The 21,090-nt window shown below is 53.2% G+C and carries 30 protein-coding genes; 23 read left to right on the top strand and 7 right to left on the bottom strand.

Going from position 1 to position 21,090, the window contains the following annotated elements:
* The first annotated feature begins 2 nt into the window (after positions 1-2).
* Positions 3-1,682 carry a hypothetical protein gene (locus tag SFA31_RS02785; RefSeq protein ID WP_322836597.1) on the top strand — a complete coding sequence of 560 codons (1,680 nt, stop codon included), beginning with the start codon at positions 3-5 and terminating at the stop codon, positions 1,680-1,682.
* A gap of 1,044 nt (positions 1,683-2,726) precedes the next feature.
* Here the strand turns inward: SFA31_RS02785 and nadS are convergent.
* From nadS to SFA31_RS02765, 4 genes are all read right to left on the bottom strand, one after another.
* A complete protein-coding gene (gene nadS, locus SFA31_RS02780) occupies positions 2,727-3,023 on the bottom strand; it encodes a NadS family protein (RefSeq protein ID WP_200029385.1) in 297 nt (98 codons plus the stop codon).
* Entirely contained in the window at positions 3,023-3,334 is a 312-nt protein-coding gene (locus SFA31_RS02775) for a type II toxin-antitoxin system RelE/ParE family toxin (protein WP_139567479.1), read from the bottom strand. Before SFA31_RS02775 ends, nadS begins: the two co-directional genes overlap by 1 nt.
* Positions 3,335-3,655: 321 nt before the next feature.
* Positions 3,656-4,636, bottom strand: coding sequence for a tyrosine-type recombinase/integrase (locus SFA31_RS02770; protein WP_322836596.1), 981 nt, complete (start codon positions 4,634-4,636; stop codon positions 3,656-3,658).
* Positions 4,637-4,702: 66 nt separating this feature from the next.
* On the bottom strand, positions 4,703-4,996 hold the full coding sequence (locus SFA31_RS02765; protein ID WP_322836595.1) for a helix-turn-helix domain-containing protein: 294 nt from the start codon (positions 4,994-4,996) through the stop codon (positions 4,703-4,705).
* A gap of 134 nt (positions 4,997-5,130) precedes the next feature.
* On the opposite strand from SFA31_RS02765, the gene SFA31_RS02760 reads away from it, so the two are divergent.
* The 17 genes from SFA31_RS02760 (at position 5,131) to SFA31_RS02680 (ending at position 14,022) form a co-directional block, all read left to right on the top strand.
* Positions 5,131-5,412, top strand: a complete 282-nt coding sequence (locus SFA31_RS02760; RefSeq protein ID WP_063217255.1) for a Cox family DNA-binding protein — start codon at positions 5,131-5,133, stop codon at positions 5,410-5,412.
* Positions 5,413-5,422: 10 nt separating this feature from the next.
* A complete protein-coding gene (locus tag SFA31_RS02755; RefSeq protein ID WP_322836594.1) occupies positions 5,423-5,626 on the top strand; it encodes a hypothetical protein in 204 nt (67 codons plus the stop codon).
* A 7-nt stretch (positions 5,627-5,633) separates the two neighbouring features.
* A complete protein-coding gene (locus SFA31_RS02750) occupies positions 5,634-5,876 on the top strand; it encodes a hypothetical protein (protein WP_032654195.1) in 243 nt (80 codons plus the stop codon).
* A 1-nt stretch (position 5,877) separates the two neighbouring features.
* Positions 5,878-6,081 carry a DUF4761 family protein gene (locus tag SFA31_RS02745; protein ID WP_032654192.1) on the top strand — a complete coding sequence of 68 codons (204 nt, stop codon included), beginning with the start codon at positions 5,878-5,880 and terminating at the stop codon, positions 6,079-6,081.
* Positions 6,071-6,301 (top strand): phage filamentation protein Fil family protein, encoded by a 231-nt coding sequence (locus tag SFA31_RS02740; RefSeq protein ID WP_322836593.1) that lies wholly within the window; start codon positions 6,071-6,073, stop codon positions 6,299-6,301. Before SFA31_RS02745 ends, SFA31_RS02740 begins: the two co-directional genes overlap by 11 nt.
* Before the next feature lie 86 nt (positions 6,302-6,387).
* Positions 6,388-6,597, top strand: a complete 210-nt coding sequence (locus SFA31_RS02735) for a hypothetical protein (RefSeq protein ID WP_322836592.1) — start codon at positions 6,388-6,390, stop codon at positions 6,595-6,597.
* A 4-nt stretch (positions 6,598-6,601) separates the two neighbouring features.
* Positions 6,602-7,183: a 3'-5' exonuclease gene (locus SFA31_RS02730; RefSeq protein WP_322836591.1), complete on the top strand. Its 582-nt coding sequence runs from the start codon at positions 6,602-6,604 to the stop codon at positions 7,181-7,183.
* The gene (locus tag SFA31_RS02725; RefSeq protein ID WP_322836590.1) at positions 7,180-8,061 is read left to right on the top strand and encodes a Dam family site-specific DNA-(adenine-N6)-methyltransferase; all 882 of its coding nucleotides are present in this window, start codon (positions 7,180-7,182) and stop codon (positions 8,059-8,061) included. Before SFA31_RS02730 ends, SFA31_RS02725 begins: the two co-directional genes overlap by 4 nt.
* The gene (locus tag SFA31_RS02720; RefSeq protein ID WP_322836589.1) at positions 8,058-8,258 is read left to right on the top strand and encodes a hypothetical protein; all 201 of its coding nucleotides are present in this window, start codon (positions 8,058-8,060) and stop codon (positions 8,256-8,258) included. Before SFA31_RS02725 ends, SFA31_RS02720 begins: the two co-directional genes overlap by 4 nt.
* Positions 8,258-8,524, top strand: a complete 267-nt coding sequence (locus tag SFA31_RS02715) for a hypothetical protein (RefSeq protein WP_322836588.1) — start codon at positions 8,258-8,260, stop codon at positions 8,522-8,524. The genes SFA31_RS02720 and SFA31_RS02715 overlap by 1 nt, the downstream gene beginning before the upstream one ends.
* A complete protein-coding gene (locus SFA31_RS02710; RefSeq protein ID WP_322836587.1) occupies positions 8,524-9,525 on the top strand; it encodes a DNA cytosine methyltransferase in 1,002 nt (333 codons plus the stop codon). The genes SFA31_RS02715 and SFA31_RS02710 overlap by 1 nt, the downstream gene beginning before the upstream one ends.
* On the top strand, positions 9,522-11,906 hold the full coding sequence (locus SFA31_RS02705; protein ID WP_322836586.1) for a replication endonuclease: 2,385 nt from the start codon (positions 9,522-9,524) through the stop codon (positions 11,904-11,906). The genes SFA31_RS02710 and SFA31_RS02705 overlap by 4 nt, the downstream gene beginning before the upstream one ends.
* Positions 11,907-12,105: 199 nt before the next feature.
* Positions 12,106-12,810: a DNA adenine methylase gene (locus SFA31_RS02700; protein ID WP_322836585.1), complete on the top strand. Its 705-nt coding sequence runs from the start codon at positions 12,106-12,108 to the stop codon at positions 12,808-12,810.
* Positions 12,803-13,042, top strand: coding sequence for a hypothetical protein (locus SFA31_RS02695; RefSeq protein ID WP_322836584.1), 240 nt, complete (start codon positions 12,803-12,805; stop codon positions 13,040-13,042). The genes SFA31_RS02700 and SFA31_RS02695 overlap by 8 nt, the downstream gene beginning before the upstream one ends.
* 69 nt (positions 13,043-13,111) lie before the next feature.
* A complete protein-coding gene (locus SFA31_RS02690) occupies positions 13,112-13,387 on the top strand; it encodes a type II toxin-antitoxin system HicA family toxin (protein WP_090137114.1) in 276 nt (91 codons plus the stop codon).
* Positions 13,384-13,743, top strand: coding sequence for a type II toxin-antitoxin system HicB family antitoxin (locus tag SFA31_RS02685; RefSeq protein WP_090137115.1), 360 nt, complete (start codon positions 13,384-13,386; stop codon positions 13,741-13,743). Before SFA31_RS02690 ends, SFA31_RS02685 begins: the two co-directional genes overlap by 4 nt.
* A gap of 57 nt (positions 13,744-13,800) precedes the next feature.
* Positions 13,801-14,022, top strand: a complete 222-nt coding sequence (locus tag SFA31_RS02680) for a hypothetical protein (RefSeq protein ID WP_090137116.1) — start codon at positions 13,801-13,803, stop codon at positions 14,020-14,022.
* Between the two features lie 25 nt (positions 14,023-14,047).
* Here SFA31_RS02680 and SFA31_RS02675 read toward each other — a convergent pair whose 3' ends face one another.
* The 3 genes from SFA31_RS02675 to SFA31_RS02665 form a co-directional block, all read right to left on the bottom strand.
* Positions 14,048-14,383 (bottom strand): hypothetical protein, encoded by a 336-nt coding sequence (locus SFA31_RS02675; protein WP_322836583.1) that lies wholly within the window; start codon positions 14,381-14,383, stop codon positions 14,048-14,050.
* A 123-nt stretch (positions 14,384-14,506) separates the two neighbouring features.
* Positions 14,507-15,565, bottom strand: a complete 1,059-nt coding sequence (locus tag SFA31_RS02670; RefSeq protein WP_322836582.1) for a phage portal protein — start codon at positions 15,563-15,565, stop codon at positions 14,507-14,509.
* On the bottom strand, positions 15,565-17,295 hold the full coding sequence (locus tag SFA31_RS02665; protein WP_006117884.1) for a terminase large subunit domain-containing protein: 1,731 nt from the start codon (positions 17,293-17,295) through the stop codon (positions 15,565-15,567). Before SFA31_RS02665 ends, SFA31_RS02670 begins: the two co-directional genes overlap by 1 nt.
* A 159-nt stretch (positions 17,296-17,454) precedes the next feature.
* Between SFA31_RS02665 and SFA31_RS02660 the strand changes: the two genes are divergently transcribed.
* The 5 genes from SFA31_RS02660 (at position 17,455) to SFA31_RS02640 (ending at position 21,090) form a co-directional block, all read left to right on the top strand.
* Entirely contained in the window at positions 17,455-18,291 is an 837-nt protein-coding gene (locus SFA31_RS02660) for a GPO family capsid scaffolding protein (protein ID WP_058687129.1), read from the top strand.
* Positions 18,292-18,314: 23 nt separating this feature from the next.
* Positions 18,315-19,352, top strand: a complete 1,038-nt coding sequence (locus tag SFA31_RS02655; RefSeq protein WP_322836581.1) for a phage major capsid protein, P2 family — start codon at positions 18,315-18,317, stop codon at positions 19,350-19,352.
* A 57-nt stretch (positions 19,353-19,409) separates the two neighbouring features.
* Positions 19,410-20,267 (top strand): phage terminase small subunit, encoded by an 858-nt coding sequence (gpM, locus tag SFA31_RS02650; protein WP_322836580.1) that lies wholly within the window; start codon positions 19,410-19,412, stop codon positions 20,265-20,267.
* Between the two features lie 98 nt (positions 20,268-20,365).
* Positions 20,366-20,890, top strand: coding sequence for a head completion/stabilization protein (locus tag SFA31_RS02645; protein ID WP_322836579.1), 525 nt, complete (start codon positions 20,366-20,368; stop codon positions 20,888-20,890).
* Positions 20,890-21,090 (top strand): tail protein X, encoded by a 201-nt coding sequence (locus SFA31_RS02640; protein ID WP_058651652.1) that lies wholly within the window; start codon positions 20,890-20,892, stop codon positions 21,088-21,090. Before SFA31_RS02645 ends, SFA31_RS02640 begins: the two co-directional genes overlap by 1 nt.

The following is a 21,090-nucleotide window of genomic DNA, read 5'->3' as shown; positions in this document are numbered from 1 at the left end:
GGATGAAGCCGATAAAACGCCTGTACCTGTCAACGGATGAGGTACATCTCGCTGATGCCAGCCTGGTGCTGGAGCTGAACAGCTGCGGTCGGGGATTTATTACGGCCCAAACAGACCAGGACTACACCGGCAAGCTGGTGCGTCTTAATGTCGGATATACCGACCTTCTTTTGCGGTGGTTTACGGGGTATGTGGAACGGTCGCAGCCGGCTGATAACGGCTTCCAGCGGCTTTTTGTTCGTGAGCTGGTTGGTGTGTTTGAACGCCTGTGGCCATGCTCACTTCAGCACCCGACATTGCGCAGCGTGGCCGGCTGGCTGGAAGAGAACAGCGGCATTACGGTGATGGTACCCGATGCCGATTACGCTGATAAACCGATCCCCCACTTTACACACAGTGGCAGCGGGTATCAGCTGCTGAATAATCTGGGTAAAGCCTTTGGTGTAACGGATTACATCTGGTACCAGTTGCCGGATGGCGGGCTGTATGTGGGAGGTGCGGAAAAGTCCCTCTTTGCCGGTAAGCCGGTGGATATCCCGGCCGGGTTCAGTCAGGGGGCTGCTGGCGGCAATACCATGACGTTGCCAGTTGTCCAGAGCCTGCGGCCGGGGGTTGAAATGAACGGCGAGCGCGTCACAAAGGTACACCTGACTAACGATACGATGGCTGTTACCTGGACGCCGCGTAATCGGGCAACAGGCCAGCCATTGCAGAAATCGCCGGTACAGAGGCAGATTGAAAGCCATTACCCGGAGCTGGCGTCCGGGCTACACCTGCCGAAGTTTGCCAGGGTCATTGCACCGACAGAAGTCGTTAAGAGCGGCAACTTTTCGGATCCGTTCCGTCCGCGCTATGCCGTGGACGTGCAGCTGCTTGACGCAGACGGAAAGCCTGACGCACAGACGCCGACCTATTCCGCTGTGCCGCTACCGGTACCGATGGCCGGCAATGATTCCGGCATGTACCAGTTTCCACCTGAAGGGACGCTGGTAGAAGTTGCGTTTACTGATGGCCGGCCGGATAAGCCTTTCATCCGCCAGACTGTGCCGGATGGTACCAGCCTGCCTGATATCAAACCCGGTGAGCAGCTCCAGCAGCAGCGGGCGGAAGTCTCCCAGCGCGTGACGCAGGCCGGGGACTGGGTGCGACAGACTGACCAGACGATCAGCGAAACCTCTATGGCCAGAACCGTTAAGGCTGATACGGAAAGCCGGGAACTGGTAAGCCGCGAAACGACCATCAAGGCCACGGATAAAACCAGCGTTATCGGTACGTCCACGTTGCTGGCCGGAGCCATTCAGCAGGTCAGCACCGGCAAGTTTAGCCAGGCGATTCAGGGGAGCCGGCTGGCCACTGTCGGCGGTAGCGACGAAACCGATATAGCCGGCAGCAGTACGTTGATGATTGGCGAAAGCCTGACGGAGCAGATTGGCCAGATTCGAAAAAGCGTTGCGGCCGTACAGCAGCAGATTATCGCGCCGGTGGTGTGGATCGGTTCCGGCAGTATTAACGTGGCGCAGCTGATGCTTGATACGCTTGATGTGGTCAAGCAGCTGGCAGAACTGACGGCCGGCCATTCGCACAGCAATACAGGCACACCGACGAACGCCGGCGACATTCGCAGCACCGGCACGCAAGCCGACAAGCTGAACGGTAAATACTCCCCCGTAATCGGTAAGTAAAACACCCTTCCCACCCGCTCAATGTAGCGGGTTTTTTGTACCTCTCTCAAACGTCGCAGAACGCTCTCAGAGCCTCGCTTTAACACGCCTGAGCAAATACCATGCCCTCATTCAGCGCAGCGGCGCACGCTTGCGCCTGCGCATCCTGACGGCGGCGAAATAACGGCGGAAGTGACGAAAACGGCGCTACACCGCACCCGCCTGCGGTTTTCGTGTTGAGAATGATTTCAGTTTTTCCGGGGGTACAAAACATATCGCCAGACCGCGCCAGCACTGGGGCTTTGACACCAGATCTCAAACTGAAATGTGTGAAACAGATTTCAAAGATTTCAGTTTTTGTGCGATGGCCGGCAGGGCGTCACAGGAGGTAACGCCTTGAGCCATGCGGGATGAGTTGTGATTACGTGATTTTTTACGTAACGGCTGGCGCGGGTTCTCGTGAGAGTTAAAAAACAGAAAGCCTCATCTGGCGCGGGTTTGCGGGGTAATGCGTGAGTGGGCGCAACTGAAATACTTCGCACAGCTCTGACCGTCCTCATCCCTGCACACACATGCCGCCACCAGTGACCAAATCAGTAACAGAGAGAGATACAAACTCACCGACAAATCAGGGCGATTTCTGACCAGTCTGAGCTTTTTCAAAAATTGATGGGGGGCATCGGAAAACCATCACAAACGTCACAAGCTTTAAAAATATCTTCTATCTAAATGATATTTAATAATAAATAAGCCTATCTAAAACCATCACAAAAGCATCACGGAAGCATCACAGTGTGACGGTCTTAAATCATCACAACTCTGTTTTATAACTTATTGAATTTGTTAGGTGTGACGGTTTGTGTTACGTTTTGTGATGGTTTTACCGTCACAAGATTTATTCAGCTAAATCATATTGATAAGGCGTGTTTTTGTGGGGTGTGATGGTTGTGATGGTTTTCCGATGGCCGACTTAAATATGAAGGGAATGGCCCCTTACCTTTGTTAACATTTGAGGTGTTAGGAAACGAAAGGTAAAAAGAAACCAGCTCATAGGCTGGCTTCTGTTTAGTGCTTAGGTGAAAGTGCGGGGATTACATGCTGCGGATCGCGCTCTATGGCCCTCAACAGCGCTTTAGCTGGCCCGGTTGGCTCGCGTCGTCCTTGTTCCCAGTTCTTCAGTGTATCGACGTTTACTGAAATCAGTTTAGCGAAGCCGCTTTGTGAAAGGCCGGTAGCGGTTCTGATAGCCTTAACCTTAACCGCAGTAACCGTATTTTCACGGGAAGGCTCGCGGGAACCTTCCACGATTTCATTCATCTGCGTCATGCTTTCTTTCAGACGCTCAAACAGTTTTTTGTCCATTACCAGCCCTCATTCAACGCCCTTAACTGGCGTTTTTCATCCTCGGATAAATCATCCTGGACGCCTTTTTTGTAGATCAGCAGCAGCCTGATTTGTGATTCAGACACCTTGTGGTAGTAAATCACCCTGACGCCGCCACGCTTACCTTTGCCTTTGGCCGCCCAACGAACTTTGCGCAGGCCACCAGTGTTCTGGATTACATCACCCCAGTCGGGGTTATCTGCCATGAACTGCTGAAACTCACGATATTCATCATCGTTCAGTAGTTCCTTTACATCTTCGGTGAAGATATGGGTTTCAATAAATAACATATCTGTACGTCATTGGCGTATGGTGTGAGTAAGATTATCATGTTGGTGGTGTAAGTCAATGGCGTATAGTAAAGCCCCGCAACTAACTGCTGCGGGGTTTCTGGTCGATGTGGACGTTTTGTGGACGGAAATTACAGTAAATAACTAATTTTATCAGTGGGTTATGAGTTAAAAAACAACACCATCCCTGTCTTCCCCGCCATGATGGCGGGTTTTTTTTATCAGGTACTTAGAAAAAATCCCTTTTAAATCAAACAACCGTGTAACCGCCAGAAGCGGCTACAACGGGTTGTAGTGTTTGGTGGCGTAGTCAACGTGTAGTCAAATTGCCAACCCTCCACCCAGCGGGTTTAACGTTACTGCGTGCTTCAGATAATCGGGCGCGAGGTGAGCATAAACCATCGTCTGCTGTATGCTGGCGTGCCCCAGGATCTGCTGTAACGCAATAATGTTACCTCCATTCATCATGAACCAGCTTGCGAACGTGTGCCGGAGCACATGCGTGGCCTGCCCGCGCGGTAAATCTGGCTTAACCTTTTTGAGCCGTTCGCAGAAGTTTTCATAGTCAACTTTGAACAGTGGCCCCGTGTCGCTGGTCTTGATCTCTTCTTCCAATTCTTCCGATATCGGAACCGTTCGTTTTTTCCCGTTTTTGGTTTTGAGGAACGTTACGCGCCCGTGGTTAACTTGTTCACCTCGCAGCGTGCTGCCCTCTCCCCATCGCGCGCCAGTGCTGAGACATACCAGAGCTACGCGCCGATCGTCCCCGGTCAAAGTTTCCAGCAGCCTGCCGATCTCTGACTTTGTTAGATAGGTCATGGCGGGCGGTGTTTCTTTCAACGGTTCCAGACCCTTGCAGGGGTTTTCCTTACTGAACTCTTCCATCTTGATCAACGCGCTGAACATGCCGGAAAGCCGGTAGATATCACGATTAATCGTGGCCGCGCTGATCCCATCTTCCAGCCTTTGGCTTCGGTGCTGCGCTATCGTGCGTTTGCTCAACCGGTTAACGGCTGGATCACCCAGCGCCCTGATCGTTTTGTTCAGGTGTCGTTTCTCAATTTCGCCATTTTCCAGCGTCTGCCCGTACAGCAACCACCAGGCTTCTAGCAACTCGCTTAAGGTGCGGCGATCTACGCTCGCGCCAAGCCATTCTTTTTTGTCGGCGTTGACCAATACATAACGCTCAAAAAGTACGGCTTCTTGTTTCTTGTCGAACCGCCTACGGATGCGTTTTCCATTACGCCCGCGCGGGTAAACGTCTACTTCGTATTGACCACCTTCGAGCTTCTTAATCGACATAGCGAAGCCCTCCAGTGCAATTGTCATTTTGCGCTGATTGTTCTAGCGCAAAGAAAAACCAGATTTTTAGCCAGCCTTCGGCCTTGATTGGCGTGATGTTGTTCTTTCTTGCCCATCAGGGGAGAGAGTCGGGGCTATTTGCCCGGCCTGTGGTGCGGTGGTGCCAGTCATTAACCAAAGCGTGTATTTCTGAAATCGGGGGTGTTCGGTGATCTTGCTAAGAACATTCCAGCCAGGGTCTTGATACCCGGCTTCGATCTTCTTGAGGGTACTTAGCGGGATGCCTGAAATATCAGATAGCTGTGATTGATTCAGCCCCTCAGCGCTGCGAATCAGCTTTAGTTTCTCTTCAAAGTTCATTGACACGGTTCCATTTTCGAACTAGATTTCACACACAGGAAGTTCGTATATGGAACTTCCTAACCAAATGAACAGCCGCCAGAAGCGGCTACAGCCAGCTAGAGGCGGCTGAACATTGAAGAGGATTATTGCACATGAAAGACAAATACCCAGAGGGCTACATCGAATTACGCCACCCGGTGGACGCAGTACCAACCCCGAAATTTGCTGAAATGATCGGTAAATCCGCCAACGCAGTGGGCGATATGGTGCGTGACGGTAAGTTGCCAGTGGTGCAGATGAAGAACCCGGAAGCCCTTACAGGCCGTTCAGAAAACTGGATCTACATTCCTGAATTTAACCGCGCTATGCGTGACGCCTACTTTAACCGTCCGAAAGAGCAGCGCGACGCCTGGTTACTGTGGATCGGTCTTTGAGGTTATCGCGATGAGCCAGAAAACAGCCAACCACGAAAACCGAGTGCGTGAATGCGACGACATTCTGGACACCCATTTAAAAGATATGCACACGGGCTTCATGATTCGCACCAATAGCGGCGAGTTCATGATCAGGGATAAAAAGCTGATTAAGAAAATAACCAAAGACGTGGCCCGCCATGTTGATGGTGAATTGCTTAAGCTGGGAATGTGAGGGCGATATGTTTAATCCACTGAATAAAAGCTATACGGCAGTTATCAACCCTTTTTCTGATAACAATACCTATGATGTGCCGACATATATAAAACCGGGCACTAAAGTAACGGTTGCCATTGATTCGCGTGAGCAGGAAATATCTATTCTTGCTGCTTACGATTACGGCATTGAAGCACTGAACGAAGAAGGGCGCGAGCAATTAAACCGTTTAATTGCTGATCTTAAAGTGGCTATCACAGGAAGATGATATGAGCCAGTTAGTGCAATTAAGCCGCCACTCTTATTTATATCGTGGCTTCACGATTCAAAAGTGCCCGCGTAATCCATTTACGTTTAAGCACTCTTATCGTATTTCCAGCAATGGCGATTATTACGGGCGTGACTTTGCTTTAGCGGAAGCCATGCGCACGGTTGATCAGATGTATAAGCAAGGGGGCAGTAATGCACGATGAGGGCCCATCACTGGCAAGCCTGCTTAAGCACGGGTGCCAGGTCACACACTTTAAGAACTCACGCGGCTGGCTGGAAACGCCGGACGGAAGATTTTTTAAGCCCGAACCGGCGAAGGTTCAATTTATCAAAGGTAAAAATAAACCGTTTATTTATACCCAAAGAATAAATAGAGGCTTCCTGCTTACACTGTCTGAATTATTTAAAAAGATAATTAAGTAATTCGGTTTTAAAAAATCAACTCTGTTTTCTCCGCCTCTTTATTAAGTGGCGGCGGTTCAACTCATTCTTTTTTTGAGGAAGAGATTATGACCAGACGTGATCAATATAGCTTCATTTTGCATGTTCTTTTACCTGCTATCGAAAATGAAGGCTTAACCATTAAAACCCGCCGTGATGGTGAGTTAACCCTTTCAGCCAGTGGGTCAGTAACCACCAATTTTATAAGCAATCTGCGCCAGCACTGCATTGAAGAGTTGCAGCGCCCTTCTATTCCCGCTTCCCCATACGGAGTTTAACGCGATGAAACATGTAATGATTGATATTGAAGCTTTGGATAAAAAGCCAACTGCGGCGATCGTCTCTCTTGCTGCGGCTGTATTTGATCCCATGACTGGCTGTGTTGATGCGTCAATGTATCGCACCGTCAACATTGAAAGCAGTCAGGCAGCAGGCGGAACCATCGGCGCAGATACTGTGAAATGGTGGTTTAAGAAGTCCCGCGAGGTTCAGGCCGCTGTATTAAGCGATCAGGCTGTGCAGTTAGGCGTTGCCCTCGCTGACCTGAACTTGTTTATTCTTGCGTATTGCGATGCTGACTCAGCAAGGGTTTGGGCGCGTGGCACTGACTACGATATGCCGATCATCAGCCACGCGATGCAGTCTCTTGGTATCCGGCCAGTATGGAATTTCTGGAACGTTCGGGATGTTCGCACGGTTGAAGAAATCTCTTTAATGGTTTGCGGGTACGCCTCCCGCCGTTTAGTTGATGAGAATAAGCACAATGCTGCCGTTGACGTCTGGAACCAGATTGCGCAGCTTTCTGACAATCTGAAAGCTATTGCAGCCGCTGGGAATGATAAATCGGCGGAGGCGGTATTATGATCCGCCCGTTCATCAAATGGGCAGGGGGGAAAACCCGTGTCCTTCCTGACTTGCTGCCGCACCTTCCTAAAGCCGACTGTCTGATCGAACCGTTCGTAGGCGGCGCATCGGTATTTCTGGCGACTGAATACCGCCGCTATGTGCTGGCTGATATCAACCCGGATCTTATTAACCTGTATCGGGAAGTGACCCGTTACCCAGACTTAGTGATCGATGCGGCCCGCGAACTGTTCAACGGTAAGAACAGCCCGCAGGGATACAACGAAGTCCGCGCCGCGTTCAATAAGCAAGTGGGTACGGTAAAAAGCGGTGGGTTGCGTTATGGCGCAGAAATGGCGTGCATCATGCGCGCTGCTCAATTCCTGTATCTGAATCGCCACGGTTTTAACGGCTTATGCCGTTACAGCCGTAAGACCGGCTTTAACGTGCCATTTGGCAAATATAAAAGCGTCTTCTTTCCTGAAAATGAAATCCGCCTGTTTGCTGAAAAAGCCAACGACACAAAAGCGATATTTCTTTGCGCACCGTTCCAGCGTTCTCTACAGGTCGTCACGGGCGGCGATGTTGTCGTTTACTGTGATCCGCCGTACCTGCCGACGAGTAAGACGGCGGATTTTACCCAATATTACGGCGAATCATTTTTAGCAGATAACCACCGCCAGTTAGTCCAGGCGCTGCTGGAAGTTAATCGTAAGCATGGCGCGAAGGTCGTTATTTCCAACAGCGATACCGAAGCCACCCGCGAGATTTACCACCCCTTCAATCTGCACGAAATCACCGTGCAACGTTCCGTCAGCACTGACAAAGACAACCGCCAGAAGGCCAAAGAAGTGATCGGCGTTCTCCGCATGTCTCACAACCGTAAAGAGGTGGCGTGATGGTCATTAACGCCATGCTGTGTCGACTGCATAGAGACGAAGATGAAGGTTTTCCGCGCCTGAATATGCTTTTCGCAAAGATGGATGAGCTTGAAATCGGTTGGTTTTCACCTGCTGAAAAAATAGGCCTTAAAGGCCTGTGGGTGCATTGGCACCAGATGGCTTTCTATGGGTTTGATGATGGGGTGCCATTCTGATGAATAAACCAATCTGGATGGCAGTAGATCCTGCCGAAAAATCAGGGGATTCGATGCTACATGCAGTGATCTATCGCATCAATGATCGCTGGAAGCTGCACGATTTTTGGGTTGTTAATTTTAAAGCGTTCATCCTTGATGCGCATGTCCGTATCAGCGATTCGGTTATATGTGGCAGTGCCAAAGAGGCATGTAACATCAAGCCGGGAGCAATCATCCAGGTACGTCAGATTACTGACGAACAAGGCGGGGAGCTTCCATTCTGATGACCGCCTACTACAACGAAATCGACCCCTTCGCCGCGCAATGGCTGCGCAACCTGATCGATGCCGGACACATTGCCCCCGGCGTTGTTGACACTCGCTCAATTGAGGAAGTAACCGCAAATGACCTTAAAGGATTCACGCAATGCCACTTCTTTGCCGGGATCGGTGTCTGGTCTTACGCTCTGCGCCGTGCCGGATGGCCAGATGATCGCCCCGTCTGGACAGGTTCATGCCCCTGCCAGCCTTTCAGCGCCTGCGGAAAGCGGCAAGGAAAAGACGATGAGCGCCACCTCTTCCCCACATGGTTTCGTCTTATATCGGAGTGCCGCCCTGACGTTATCTTTGGCGAACAGGTTGCAAGCAAAGACGGCCTCGGTTGGCTCGACGATGTACGCGATCAAATGGAAAGATCGGAGTATGCCTTCGCAGGCTTCGATCTCTGCGCTGCGGGCTTCGGTGCTCCGCACATCCGGCAACGCCTCTTCTGGGTGGCCGACGCCGAACGCGAGCAATGTCAAAAACGCTTATCAGGATCCCCAGAAGGTCATAGCCAGAATGCTGGCGGGGCGGCAATCGAACCTTCAGGACTTTGCCTGCCTGGCGGGCTGGAACACTCCGACAGCAACGGATGGGAAGGGCGGATATGTGGGCGGAAGGATCAGGAACGGGAAGATTTCAACGGATCGGTTGGATGTGACGGCACAGCTTGCGGGTTGGGCGACTCCAACGGCAGCAATGAAAATTCGTTCACCGGATCGGTTGCAGGGACGAACGCCAGCACCACACGAAGTGGAGATACTGCCAGCGCGGTTAACGGTTTCTGGCGAGATGCTGACTGGCTCTTTTGCCGCGATGGAAAGTGGAGGCCAGTTAAACCCGGACTTAAGCCGCTGGTTAATGGGCTTGCCGGACGCGTGGGCCAGTTGCGTGCCTACGGAAACGCCATCGTTGCGCCGGTCGCAGAAGCGTTCATAGCTGCATATCTGGAAAGTTTGCAATGACCACGGCAACCCGTGGCCGTCGCGCCCCTTCTCCACCTCCACCGTATCCGGGTAGCACTGACAATGCTATCCCTTACGCTTATGGCGGGAACAAACCATACCAGCCGATTGGCGTTGATGTAGCACCGGGGCTGGATGGTTTCGACTATCTCACGCCGGACGGCGCGCGTAAGCATATTGCGTTTAGTGAACTGGTAGCGGAAGACGAAAAACCGGATCGCAGCAAGTGGCTTCGCCGCCGCCTGGCTTCTCTTCCACAGTATGTCCGCCGCTACTTCGCCGCGAAGCTGGATGAAATGGACGTGGAAGACCGTAAAGCGGCAGATCACTGGCTGGTTAATACCTTTGAGCGCCACGTATTAACTCGTATTGATAACGTAAACAGCATTTACCAGCCTGACAGCGTGATGCCCGGTATTCTGCTGCCTATCCGCGATCAGCTTTTCCGTATTCTCTGGGCGGGAAAAAAAGAGTTAAAAAGACTGGCTTATACGCTTGCCGATATCTTTACGAGCGAGTTTATACGCGAGTCCGATCACCAGTTGGCGCACACCGGCGATCCAGAGTTTGCGGCGCTTTCTGGCTATGGTCGTATTGCGTCGCTGGCGGTGCATCTGAAAACGCCGATTCCCGGCTGGACAGCGTATTGCAATGAAGAACTTGAAGCGGAGGACGCGTTACGCGCGGTTCTTCGTCTTGAGTCACCGCAGTGGTGGTTAAACCGCCTGCGTCGTATCCATGCCCGCTGGCGCGAGCATTTGATGATCGCTACGGGATACGTACAGGTGAAAGCCTCTCCGTACAGTAGTGCACCGTGTCTTACGGAATGGCTTGCCCAGAAAAAAGCTAACCGTGAATACCTCAAGGCTATGGAACTGGAAGATCAGGACACGGGCGAACGCATTTCACTGATCGATAAAGTCGCCGGCAGTGTTGCCAATCCGGCCAATCGCCGCCGCGAACTCATGACGAGAATGCGCGGATTTGAAGAACTGGCGAAGCTGGAAGGGCTGGCCGGTGACTTCTACACGCTGACAGCGCCTTCCCGTTATCACTCTATGCAGCACAATGGCCTTCGCAATGATAAATACCGTGGTGCGTCGCCGCGCGAAACGCAGCAGTATCTTTGCAAAGTCTGGGCGAGAACCCGCGCCGCGTGGAAGAGAAAAGGTATCCGGGTCTTTGGCTTTCGTGTGGTGGAACCGCACCACGATGCAACGCCGCACTGGCATTTGCTTCTTTTTATGCGCCCGGAATGCGTTGAGCAGGCGCGTGAAATCTTCCGTAAACATGCCCTGAAAGAAGACGGCAACGAACCGGGAGCGCAGGAAAACCGCTTTCAGGTTGTGCCGATCGATGAAGCCCACGGCAGCGCTACCGGCTATATAGCCAAATACATTTCGAAGAATATCGACGGCTTCGCGCTGGATGGCGAGAAGGACGACGAAACTGGGGAAGATCTGAAAGAAATGTCTCTCCGCGTTAGCGCGTGGGCGTCGCGCTGGTCTATTCGCCAATTTCAGCAGATCGGCGGTGCGCCGGTCACGGTATATCGCGAGCTTCGCCGCCTGGGCGATCGTGAACTGGTGTTACACCCTGAACTGGAAACCGCCCGGCAGGCTGCTAATGAGGGTGAGTGGGATAACTACGTGTTAGCCCAGGGTGGCCCGTTGGTTGAGCGCGATAAGCTGCGCATTCGTCTGAACTATGAAACCACCGAAAACGGCAACGCTTACGGCGATGACGTCCAGCGCATCACCGGTATCTATTGCCCGATAACGGGCAATGATTCTTTGATCTTTACTCGCACCACTCAATACAAAATCGTGCCGAAGCGCCAGAGCGCTGACGGTGTGGCCGTTGACGTTGGTTTTTCTGGCGGCAACGCCGCCCCTCGGAGTTCTGTCAATAACTGTACGCGGGATCCCGCGGCAGGTGCTGACGGTGTTGAACATGCCGCCAGCGAAGCTGCAGGACAGTCGGAAATGACTGTGCCAGCTGAGGGCGTGACGGTGAATTTTGATGCGCTTTCACGGCAGGAAAAGCGAGAACTGGCGCAGCGGCTTAGTGACGATGTGCGGAGTAAGCGTAAAAAACGGCCACCAGAACGGGAAGAAGGGGCAGGGCTATCTCTGAAAGAGCAGCAGATCAGTGAACTGCTGGCGCTGCGTGGGATTGATGCCAGCGCCGGAATGGTCAGATCGCTGATGGCCGGTGCGTCAGTGGCGTGCGGCGATCTTGTTATGACCGTGCAGGACGGGCGGTTGGTATCCCGCAGCCGTGCCGCATCGGAAAAAATGCCGTCGCAGGTGATGGCGGCGAAGAAAAAGACAAGCGACCTCGTGAGCAGGATGAAGGCTGCGTTTTCGGGGCGGAAGTAGGATGCCGATCGGCATGGTCGGCTTTGACAGTGTGGTATCGAAATACCGCAATGGCCGGAACGGTCAGCTTTGACGGTGTGGTACCGGATTCCGGCAAATACAGCCATTTCCGGCAGTGTTGGCCGTACATCGAGAACCGTCATTTTTAACAGTGCTGCAGGTGGTTAAAAATGACGGTGCCAGCTGAGGACGAAAGAGTATGAGCTATCTGGGAAGTAAAGCGGCGAGCGGGGTTTATCAGAAGATTATTGCTGAAATGCCCCCGCATGATACCTACATTGAAACGCACCTGGGCAGTGGCGCAGTAATGTTTCACAAGCCACTTGCAGCTAGGACGATTGGAATTGATGTCGATGAAAATGCTTTTAAATTAACGCGGGAGCGCTGGTCTGATATGGGGGAAACTCCGCCCCGGTTGCATCTTTATCACGGTGATGCTGTAGGTTTTCTGGAAAGAGAAGACTTTACTCAACATGGCTGCGTGCTGGTTTATTCCGATCCTCCCTATCTGCCAGAAACGCGCACCAGTCGCGCCCGCTATCGTCATGAATATACGGTTGCCGATCATGAGCGCCTGTTAGCCTGCCTCATAAGCCTGCCGGAAAACGTCAACGTGATCCTGTCTGGCTATCCGTCGCGGCTCTATGACGAAACGTTAGCGGGCTGGCGCAGTGAGGAGTTTCAGGCCATGACACGCGGAGGCGTGCGAACAGAAAAAATCTGGATGAACTACCCGGAAGGGCGCGCGTATTCCCACGCGTTTGCCGGGAAAAATTACAACGATCGGCACCGTATTAAGCGCAAAGTTGAGCGCTGGCGCGCGAAATATGCCGCGCTTCCGCCTGCTGAACGGCTGGCGATCATGGTGGCATTAAATGAAGTAGACGGGGGTAATCATGGATGAATATCAGGTGTTTAGTGATTCTGCTTGTGTACTGACGGCTGAAGAACAGAAGGTAGCCCAGCTTTTAGGTGATGCGTGGAATCTCTACCTTGCATTGCCTGTTGAGCATCCAATGGGGCTGGATGAATTTTGCCGTGCTATTCACCACTGTCAAAACATGGTGTTGGCACGTCCGGCGATCAGGGCGCTGGCAGATAAAGGGCAGGGATATAAGAGGCCAATATCTGAATGACTTCATGGTTTGACTTCATGATTAATGTGCGTAATAATGACTTCATAAAGTGACTTCGTGAGGCAGGGAATGAAAGAGCAGGTTTCATCACTACGGAAGAAGCAAAAAAGCACGCTTGAGCAGATATTTAAAACGCCTGTTCAGTCGGGCATTAAATGGGCTGATATCGAGTCACTGATCAGGGCGCTGGGAGGGGAAGTAAAAGAGGGGCGCGGTTCCCGCTGTAAGTTTATCCTTAATGGCAGCATCGCTAACTTTCATCGTCCCCACCCTTCACCAGATACGGACAAAGGCGCAGTAGTTAACCTGCGCGACTGGCTTGAAAGCACAGGAGTTAAGCCATGAGCAAACCATCAACACCGAATACCATTGATATCGCCGGACAACCAGCCATTATCAACTACGTGCCGGAGCTTGGCGCGTTTCGCGGTAAGTTTCTGGGGCTGACCGGCTATTGTGATTTTGTATCGGACAGTATCCAGGGGCTGAAAAACGAAGGTGAGATTTCACTGCGTGAATATCTGGAGGATTGCAGTGCAGCGGGCATTGAGCCATACGTGCGCCAGGAAAAAGTTAAAACATTCACGCTACGCTACCCGGAATCGTTTGGGGAGCGCCTTAACCAGGCCGCTGCTGAGCACGAAACTTCTGTTAATACTTTCATTATTGAAACGCTAAACGAGCGCATGAAACACGCGTAACGGTGGCTATTTCTGCTCAGTATTTAATGTTTGTCTATACCGATTGAGGGGCTTTAAATGAAAATGTTAATAAAACGCTATGATAGTTATGACATGACTCTTTTATCGGATGCCTTGTCTTGCATTGCTGCCAACATTGAGGACGCATACATAACTAGCGGGGCCGTTGCTGAAAAGCACTATACCTACAACGATCTAATGACTCTTGCGCTGAAATACGTTTCCGAAAGTGCACATGGTAAAACTTTTCATGCAGATACAACGACAATTGGTAGTTAAGTTAAATGTCTCAGGAGCGGATTATTTAACATTTTGAAATTCCCTCCAATCCTATCGAAAGCGTCATTAAATGGCGCTTTTTTGTTTTGCACAATAGTGCACAAATTTGCACAATTTTTTTGAAGCTATTTATACCCTTTCCGCCCTGTGTCGGCGCGGTCTGCCCCCGGATCGGCAAATGCACAAAAAACGAAGCAAATGTCGCGCGCAGGTGACGGGGGAACAGCCCACGCGACGGAGGGTCGGGAGGTGATGCCTTTAATTGCCATTCTCCGGCCTTTTTCGCCTTCTCCGCGCGTTTTCTCACTTCTGGATATGTGCGGGGTAAAATGCAGATTGCGCCTGCCAGAATGGCGCTCATGCGCTCTGAGTGAGGGGGGGGGTTAAAGGTTGTGCTGAGTGGTGCTCAGGTGGTGGCCGGTCATACGGGAATTGAAAATAACTGAAGGAGAACCGCCGCAGGATGTGCGGCGGGTGGGTCGGGTCACTCGTCTTTGAGTAGAGCGTAGGGATTAAAGCGGATCACTTCCTGACCGAGCCAGTCATTGACGCCCTTCATGGCTTCCATCACGGGCAACATTTCGTTGATGGCGAAGACACGCGCGGCCTTCTCAACATCACCGAGCGATCCGTTGCCTTCCGGCATTGCGCCCATCAGTTGCGGCGGGATGCGGTGCGCGTCGCGCAAATCGTTGCGCGTTGCTGATTTGATGTTAAGAAACTCATCCTTTGCCGATATCTGGCTGAACGGCAACAGTTGCACGCCGTCTTTGCCGCCACCCGGCGCGTGGATCAGCACGTTTTTGAAGGAGCCTTTCCCTCTGGCCTGTGACAGCGTTTTTTGAACCACCTTTATGCTTTCCTGATCCACCTTCTCCGAACCGACATAGAGAATACATCCGGCATGGGAGCCGTTGTCGTAATAGAGTTTGCGGAACTTATCAGCAGAATGCGACAGGCTGGCGGACAGCAGCGCCCCCATATATTCAGGCATACCGTAGATTTCCTGATGAATGTCCGGGTTCATGATGTGGCAGACCTCGCCCGCCCTGAACTCGTATTCATCTTTCCACTGCCGGATAAACCAGTAGGTATCAAGATCGCTTCCCCGTCGCGTGTTCAGTGCCGGAACATGCTTAAGTTTTAGAGGCTCTCCCAGGCGATTAGACCGACGCTCAAGATAGGCATTGCCGAAGACAAACCAGTCCAGCGCAAACGCAGAGAAGGCCTGACGTGAGAGTAACGGGTGGGGGATATAGCACCCGGTCAGCACATTACGCTTGAAGTAAAGCGCCGACTGATGCAGCGGGGACTGTGCGAACGCACGGGTTAACCCTTTCCAGTCTATTGGCGTCTCGTAGTACCGGCCATTATCGACGCAGCACATGCTGTCCAGCAGATCATAGCCGTCTGTTACTGAATATGGCCCGTCAAACGTGAAGGCGCTGAGCGCCGGATCGCTTCTGAGCGCCTCGGAAATATCAGGCTGTCCGGCACTGCCACTGCTGGCAGTGTGTTTGTTTTTGTAGGTGCGCTTCTTCATCAGAACTCCATAGCAAACCCGCCGCTGCCACTCTCTTGGCCCAACGGTTCGTTAATAATGGCGAGCATATTCGCCCAGGCTAAATCCCCGTGGCTGACGCCGCGCGAGCGGTCAGTGTCATAGGTGATGAATCCGCCCGGCGTCTTTACCTTGCGAACAGAGTTAAAGGCGTTGATCAGGGCGCGCTCGCTGCGGTCATATTCCCATCGCCCGGCGCGGATCAGCTGTAGCATTTTCAGCACTAGGGCGCGCTTTGACGTCATTGACATGGTGTAGGGCATCGCCATCGGGAAAAACTTCTTCACTATCTGGTAAACGGCTTCACCATTACCGCCCGTCACGTCGATGCCGACATGCTGAACGTTGTATTTGAAGGTGAAGTTTTCGATAACTTTCGCCTGCTCTTCAAATTCAAGGCCGCGCACCTGTTCCGTTTCCACCGTGCGGAATTTACCGCCCGGCACCAGTGGCGGAACCACAACGCAAATCGCGCCGCTGTCACCGTTGCCGCTGCTGCCGTTGGCGTCATATCCAATCCAGACCGGGCGATTACCCATCGGCCTGGACGCGAAAGGCTTCCAGTCCGGCCATTCGTCATAACCATCTGCCCCGCAGCCAATCAGTGCGTTAAGGTTGAAGGCTGACTCGCCATCGCGAACGAACTCGCACATGTACAGGTTGCGGAATTCATCCTCGCTGTTTTCATCCTGAATCTCTTCAAGGTCGGTATATTCCCAGCCGTGGTCTATCACATCTTTCAGGGTGACAATCTGACGCCAGGTTTTATCCGGGCATAACAGCCCGCTGTTCAGCGTTTTCCAGCCCACATCAAACGCTTTGCGCTGTGCCTTCGGGCGTTTCTCATTCCAGCGATCGCCCGTCCAGAACGGGTAGGCCTCATGGGTCTCGCCTGACGGCGTGGAAAAGTAGGTACGCGTCAGCCCCTTCAGCGTTGCCATCGCACCTGCAACCTTTCGCAGGTTGGTGAAGTTGCTGACCCAGAAGAATTCGTCAAACTTCAGGTTGCCCGTATATGACTGCGCAGTTGCAGCGGACGTGCCGAGGAAATGCAGTTCTGCGCCGTTACTCAGTACGATTTTGTCACCGCCCTTAAGCTCAACGTCCACCTCTTCCGCCATCTTCTGAATGAATCCCCTGAACTGGTGTGCCTGACGGCGGGATGCAGACAGAAATATCTGGTTGCGCTGGTACGGGTATTTCACATCATCGCGCAGCGCATCAAGCAACGCCTCGCGTGCAAAGTACCAGGTTGCGCCAATCTGGCGGGACTTCAGTATCATGCGGTTTCGGTGGTGGCGTTGCTCATACCAGCCGCGTTGATGCCACGAAAGCGAATCAAGTATTTTCTCCCGCAGCGCGACGATCTGTTCTTCGGTGAAGTGGTTTTTCAGCTTGCGCTTGCGCGGCTTTTTCCCCGCGCCAGCCCCTGCCGGTTGTCCGTCAGACAGCTTTTTCAGTTGCCGGGTCAGCAGATCAATCTCCTTGAAGTCTCCCCCGGTCTTGTCTTTCTTGTCCGTAAGCTGAATGAGGCGGGCATCCATAGACTGGCTAACGCGCTGGACGGGGGGCGTCTCATCCCATTCATCACGTTTCTTCCAGGCGTAAATTGTGTTCTGATTAATCCCCATCAGGCGCGCGATCTCCGCTGGCGGGTAGCCCTGCCAGTAAAGTTGTTTTGCTCTCTGACGTACAAAAGCGTCCTGTATCATCTGCCCTCCACCGTTTATGGAGTGAAGATTACCCCGCGCGCGATCCCGCTATCGCCCCCTTTATGGTCTGACCTTCCTCCGACAACAAAACCTCGTTGAGACAGCAAGTTACGCTCTGCCATCATGGCCGTACAGAAACCACTCAACAGGATTATCGACATGGCTAGCGCAGCTAAACCAGCCCGTAAGAAATTCCGCGTTGCTGTCTCCGGTGCCACCGTTGACGGGCGTGAGATTCGCCCTGAGCACCTTCGTGATGCAGCAGCAAACTACAGCCCGGACGTGTACGGCGCACGCGTCAACGTGGAGCACTATCTTTCGCCGTTCCCCGGCAGTGATTTCGGCGCGATGGGGGATGTGACGGCGCTGAGTGCTGAAGATATCAGCGAAGGCCCGCTCGCCGGGCGCACCGCGCTTTACGCCGAGATCGAACCTTCTGAGCGCATGAAGAAGCTGACGGAAGAAGGTAAGAAAATTTACTCCAGCATTGAACTTCATCCGCAGTTTGCGCTTAACGGCAAGGCGTATGTCATGGGGCTGGCGATGACCGATACCCCGGCCAGCCTCGGCACCGAGCGCCTGAAATTTGCCGCGCAGCAGCGTCAGCAGGTTATGTCCTTCAACAATCAGCAAGGTGAAGCCCCGCTGTTCACCGATGCCATTGAGGCAGAAATCATCGAACTGGCCGAGCAGCGCAGCGATGAAGGTAAGCAGTGGTTCGGGCGCGTCATGGGGATTATCGGCAAAGGCCGTAAATCTGACGGTGAGCAGTTCAGCCAGGTGCGTGACGCCGTGGAGAACGTCGCCCAGTCCCATGCCGATCTGCTGGACAGTTTTAATGACCTGAGCCGCGCCCGCGAGCAGGACAGCCAGGCCATCCAGAAGCTGACCTCCGATCTTGCCGCGCTGACCAGCAAGCTGGGAAGCACAGACGCCAATTTCAGCCAGCGGGAACCCGCGAGCGGTGGCGCTAACGCGCAACTGGCTGATTACTGATATTCACAAAGAGAGCAGAGAACATGGATAACAATACCCGCCAGCTATTTGATCAGTACATCGCCCGGCAGGCACAGCTTAACGGCGTATCAACCGCCGCTATTGCTGCAAAATTCGCTGTAGACCCGACGCGTCAGCAGCGCCTGGAGCAGGCCGCACAGGAAAATGATTCCTTCCTGAGCAAAATTAACGTGTTTGGCGTCAACCAGCAGATCGGCCAGAAAGTCCTGATCGGCAGTAAAGGCCCGATGGCTGGCGTAAACAACAGCGTCACCAGTCGTCGCAACCCTGGCTCTAATCATTCAATGGAGCCGTTCGACTACATGTGCCGCAAGGTCAACTATGACTACGGCATCAGCTATGAACAGCTTGATGCGTGGGCGCACATGCCGGAGTTCCAGCCGCTGATCAGCAAGGCAATGGCCCGCCAGATGTCGCTTGACCGCATCATGATTGGTTTTAACGGCGTTAAGTATAGTGACCCGTCTGACCGTGCCGCTAATCCGCTGTTGCAGGACTGTGGCATTGGCTGGTTGGAAAAAATCCGCCAGGAAGCGCCGCACCGCGTCATTTCCAATGTGACGATCACCTCGCGTGATGAAGATAACAAGGTTGTGGCAAAAGGCACCTACGGCAACATTGGTGCTGCGGCGTACGACGCCAAAAACAGCCTGATGGATGAATGGCACAAACGTAACCCGGATAACGTGGTGATTCTGGCGGGCGACCTGCTGACGAGCAGCAATTTCTCGGCTATCAACGCTTTAAGCCAGACCAACCCGAATACCGAAATGCTGGCCGGTCAGCTGATTGTCGCGCAGGAGCGCGTAGGCAATATGCCGACCTTTATCGCGCCTTACTTCCCGGTAAATGGCGTACTGATCACGCCGTTCAAAAACCTGTCGATCTACTACCAGCGCGGCGGTCTGCGCCGGACGATCAAAGAAGAGCCGGAATACAACCGTGTCGCAACGTATCAGTCTTCGAATGATGACTTCGTCATTGAAGACTACGGCAATGTTGCGTTCATTGACGGCATTCAGTTCGCCCAGGCCGAATAGGCAGGCGAGTGACAGAAGCGGCGGGGCATTGCCCCGCCATGACGGGGAGAAGTGACGATGTTAACACCAGCACAACGACATTTTCAGCAGCTCATGGCAGAACGCCGGGGCCAGGCGGATGAAGAATCCGATATCCAGCGCACCGCGCATGAGCAAATTCTGCATCGCCTGCGTATGGACTTGTCCCGCCTCAGCGGCGTGCAGTCCGAAGAAACCAAAGCCGAAATGAAAAAATCCATGCTGCCTGAATACGAAGGATGGATTGAAGGCACGCTCGACGGCGACAGCGGGCGGCAGGATGAAGTCATTACCAGGCTGATGGTCTGGGCGATTGACTGTCGTGACTATGCGCTTGCGTTGAGGCTGGGGCGCTATGTGGTGCGCCACGGGCTGACGCTGCCGGATAATTTCAACCGCACGGCAGCAACATTCCTGACCGAAGAAATGAGCAAACCGGTGCTGACGCTTGCCGCTGCTGATACTGATGCTGATTTATCGGCCAGTACCGCAGTGCTTGATGAAGTGGCGGAGATTGTCGCCGACAGTGATATGCCGGATGTGGTACGCGCCAAGTTGTGCAAGGCCCGTGCGCTTGCCCGCCGTGGCGCGACTGATATCACGACCAAAGCGGAAGCGCTGGCGCTGTTCCGTGAGGCGCTGACGCGCAACCCTAATGCCGGTGTGAAAAAAGAGATTGCCACGCTTGCCCGTGAGGTTAAGAAGCTGTCTGCGGATGGCGGCACGGGTGAAGGCGACGCGGCCAGCACCGACAAAACTGACGGTACTGCAGGGCCTGTTCCTGAAAAGACCACCACCGCCAGCGCAGCAGGTAAAGCGACGGCGCGTAAAACCACGACTAAGACGGCAACAGGCAAAGCGACAAAGCGCAAGCCTGCCAGCCAGAAAAAGAATTAACGACTTCGGCCCCGTCCGACAGGCGGCGCGGGTGGATATCTGCCCGTTTACGGTCTTTTAACCACCCGCCCACCGCCTGATTTATGGGAGATAAGTGCATGAGCAGCCTTGTGGCAAATAAGCGCGTGTTGCCTGCCGACAGTGATACCCCCGATGTTGATGATGGCGATACCACCGTCAGTGCCGGGGACTTCTGGCCGGTGATTAAACTAGCCGATCTCCGCCTGGCCGCGCGCATCACAGGTGGTATCACCACGTCCAGGCTGATGCACGTCACCACGGAAGCGGTAGCCCATGTCACCGCACAGTTGCTGGACTGGCGCGCCGGTCAGGTCAGCGCAGGCTTTCACTCGCTGGAAGATGTGCCTTCCGTCCTGCCGTCAGGTGAGACGGAAAAGCTGGTTATCAACGGTGAAAACGTGAAGGTGTACCGCTTCCGCCGCGCAGTCTATTCGATTGCCAGGGCGCTGGTACTTGAAGGCTATCGCGACGTTGATACCACGGCGAAAGGCGACAAAGACGCCGCTGCACTTGACCTGCAACGGGATGATCTCTGGCGGGATGCCCGCTGGAGTATCGCCGACATTCGCGACACGCCGCGACTCTATGCGGAGCTTTGCTGATGAAAGTGAAGGCATTGCAGGGGGATACGGTGGATTTGCTTTGCTGGCGTCACTACGGCACCACGCAGGGCGTGACCGAAAAGGTGTTATCTGCCAATCCCGGACTGAGCCAGCAGGTTTTTCTTGATGCCGGTCAGGAGATTGAACTGCCAGAAATCGCGAGCAAAGCGCAGCGGGAGATGGTGCAGCTTTGGGATTGA

The sequence above is a fragment of the Erwinia sp. HR93 genome (assembly GCF_034555055.1).
Classification (GTDB): domain Bacteria; phylum Pseudomonadota; class Gammaproteobacteria; order Enterobacterales; family Enterobacteriaceae; genus Apirhabdus; species Apirhabdus apintestini.
This window is presented reverse-complemented; position numbering and strand designations above follow the sequence as displayed.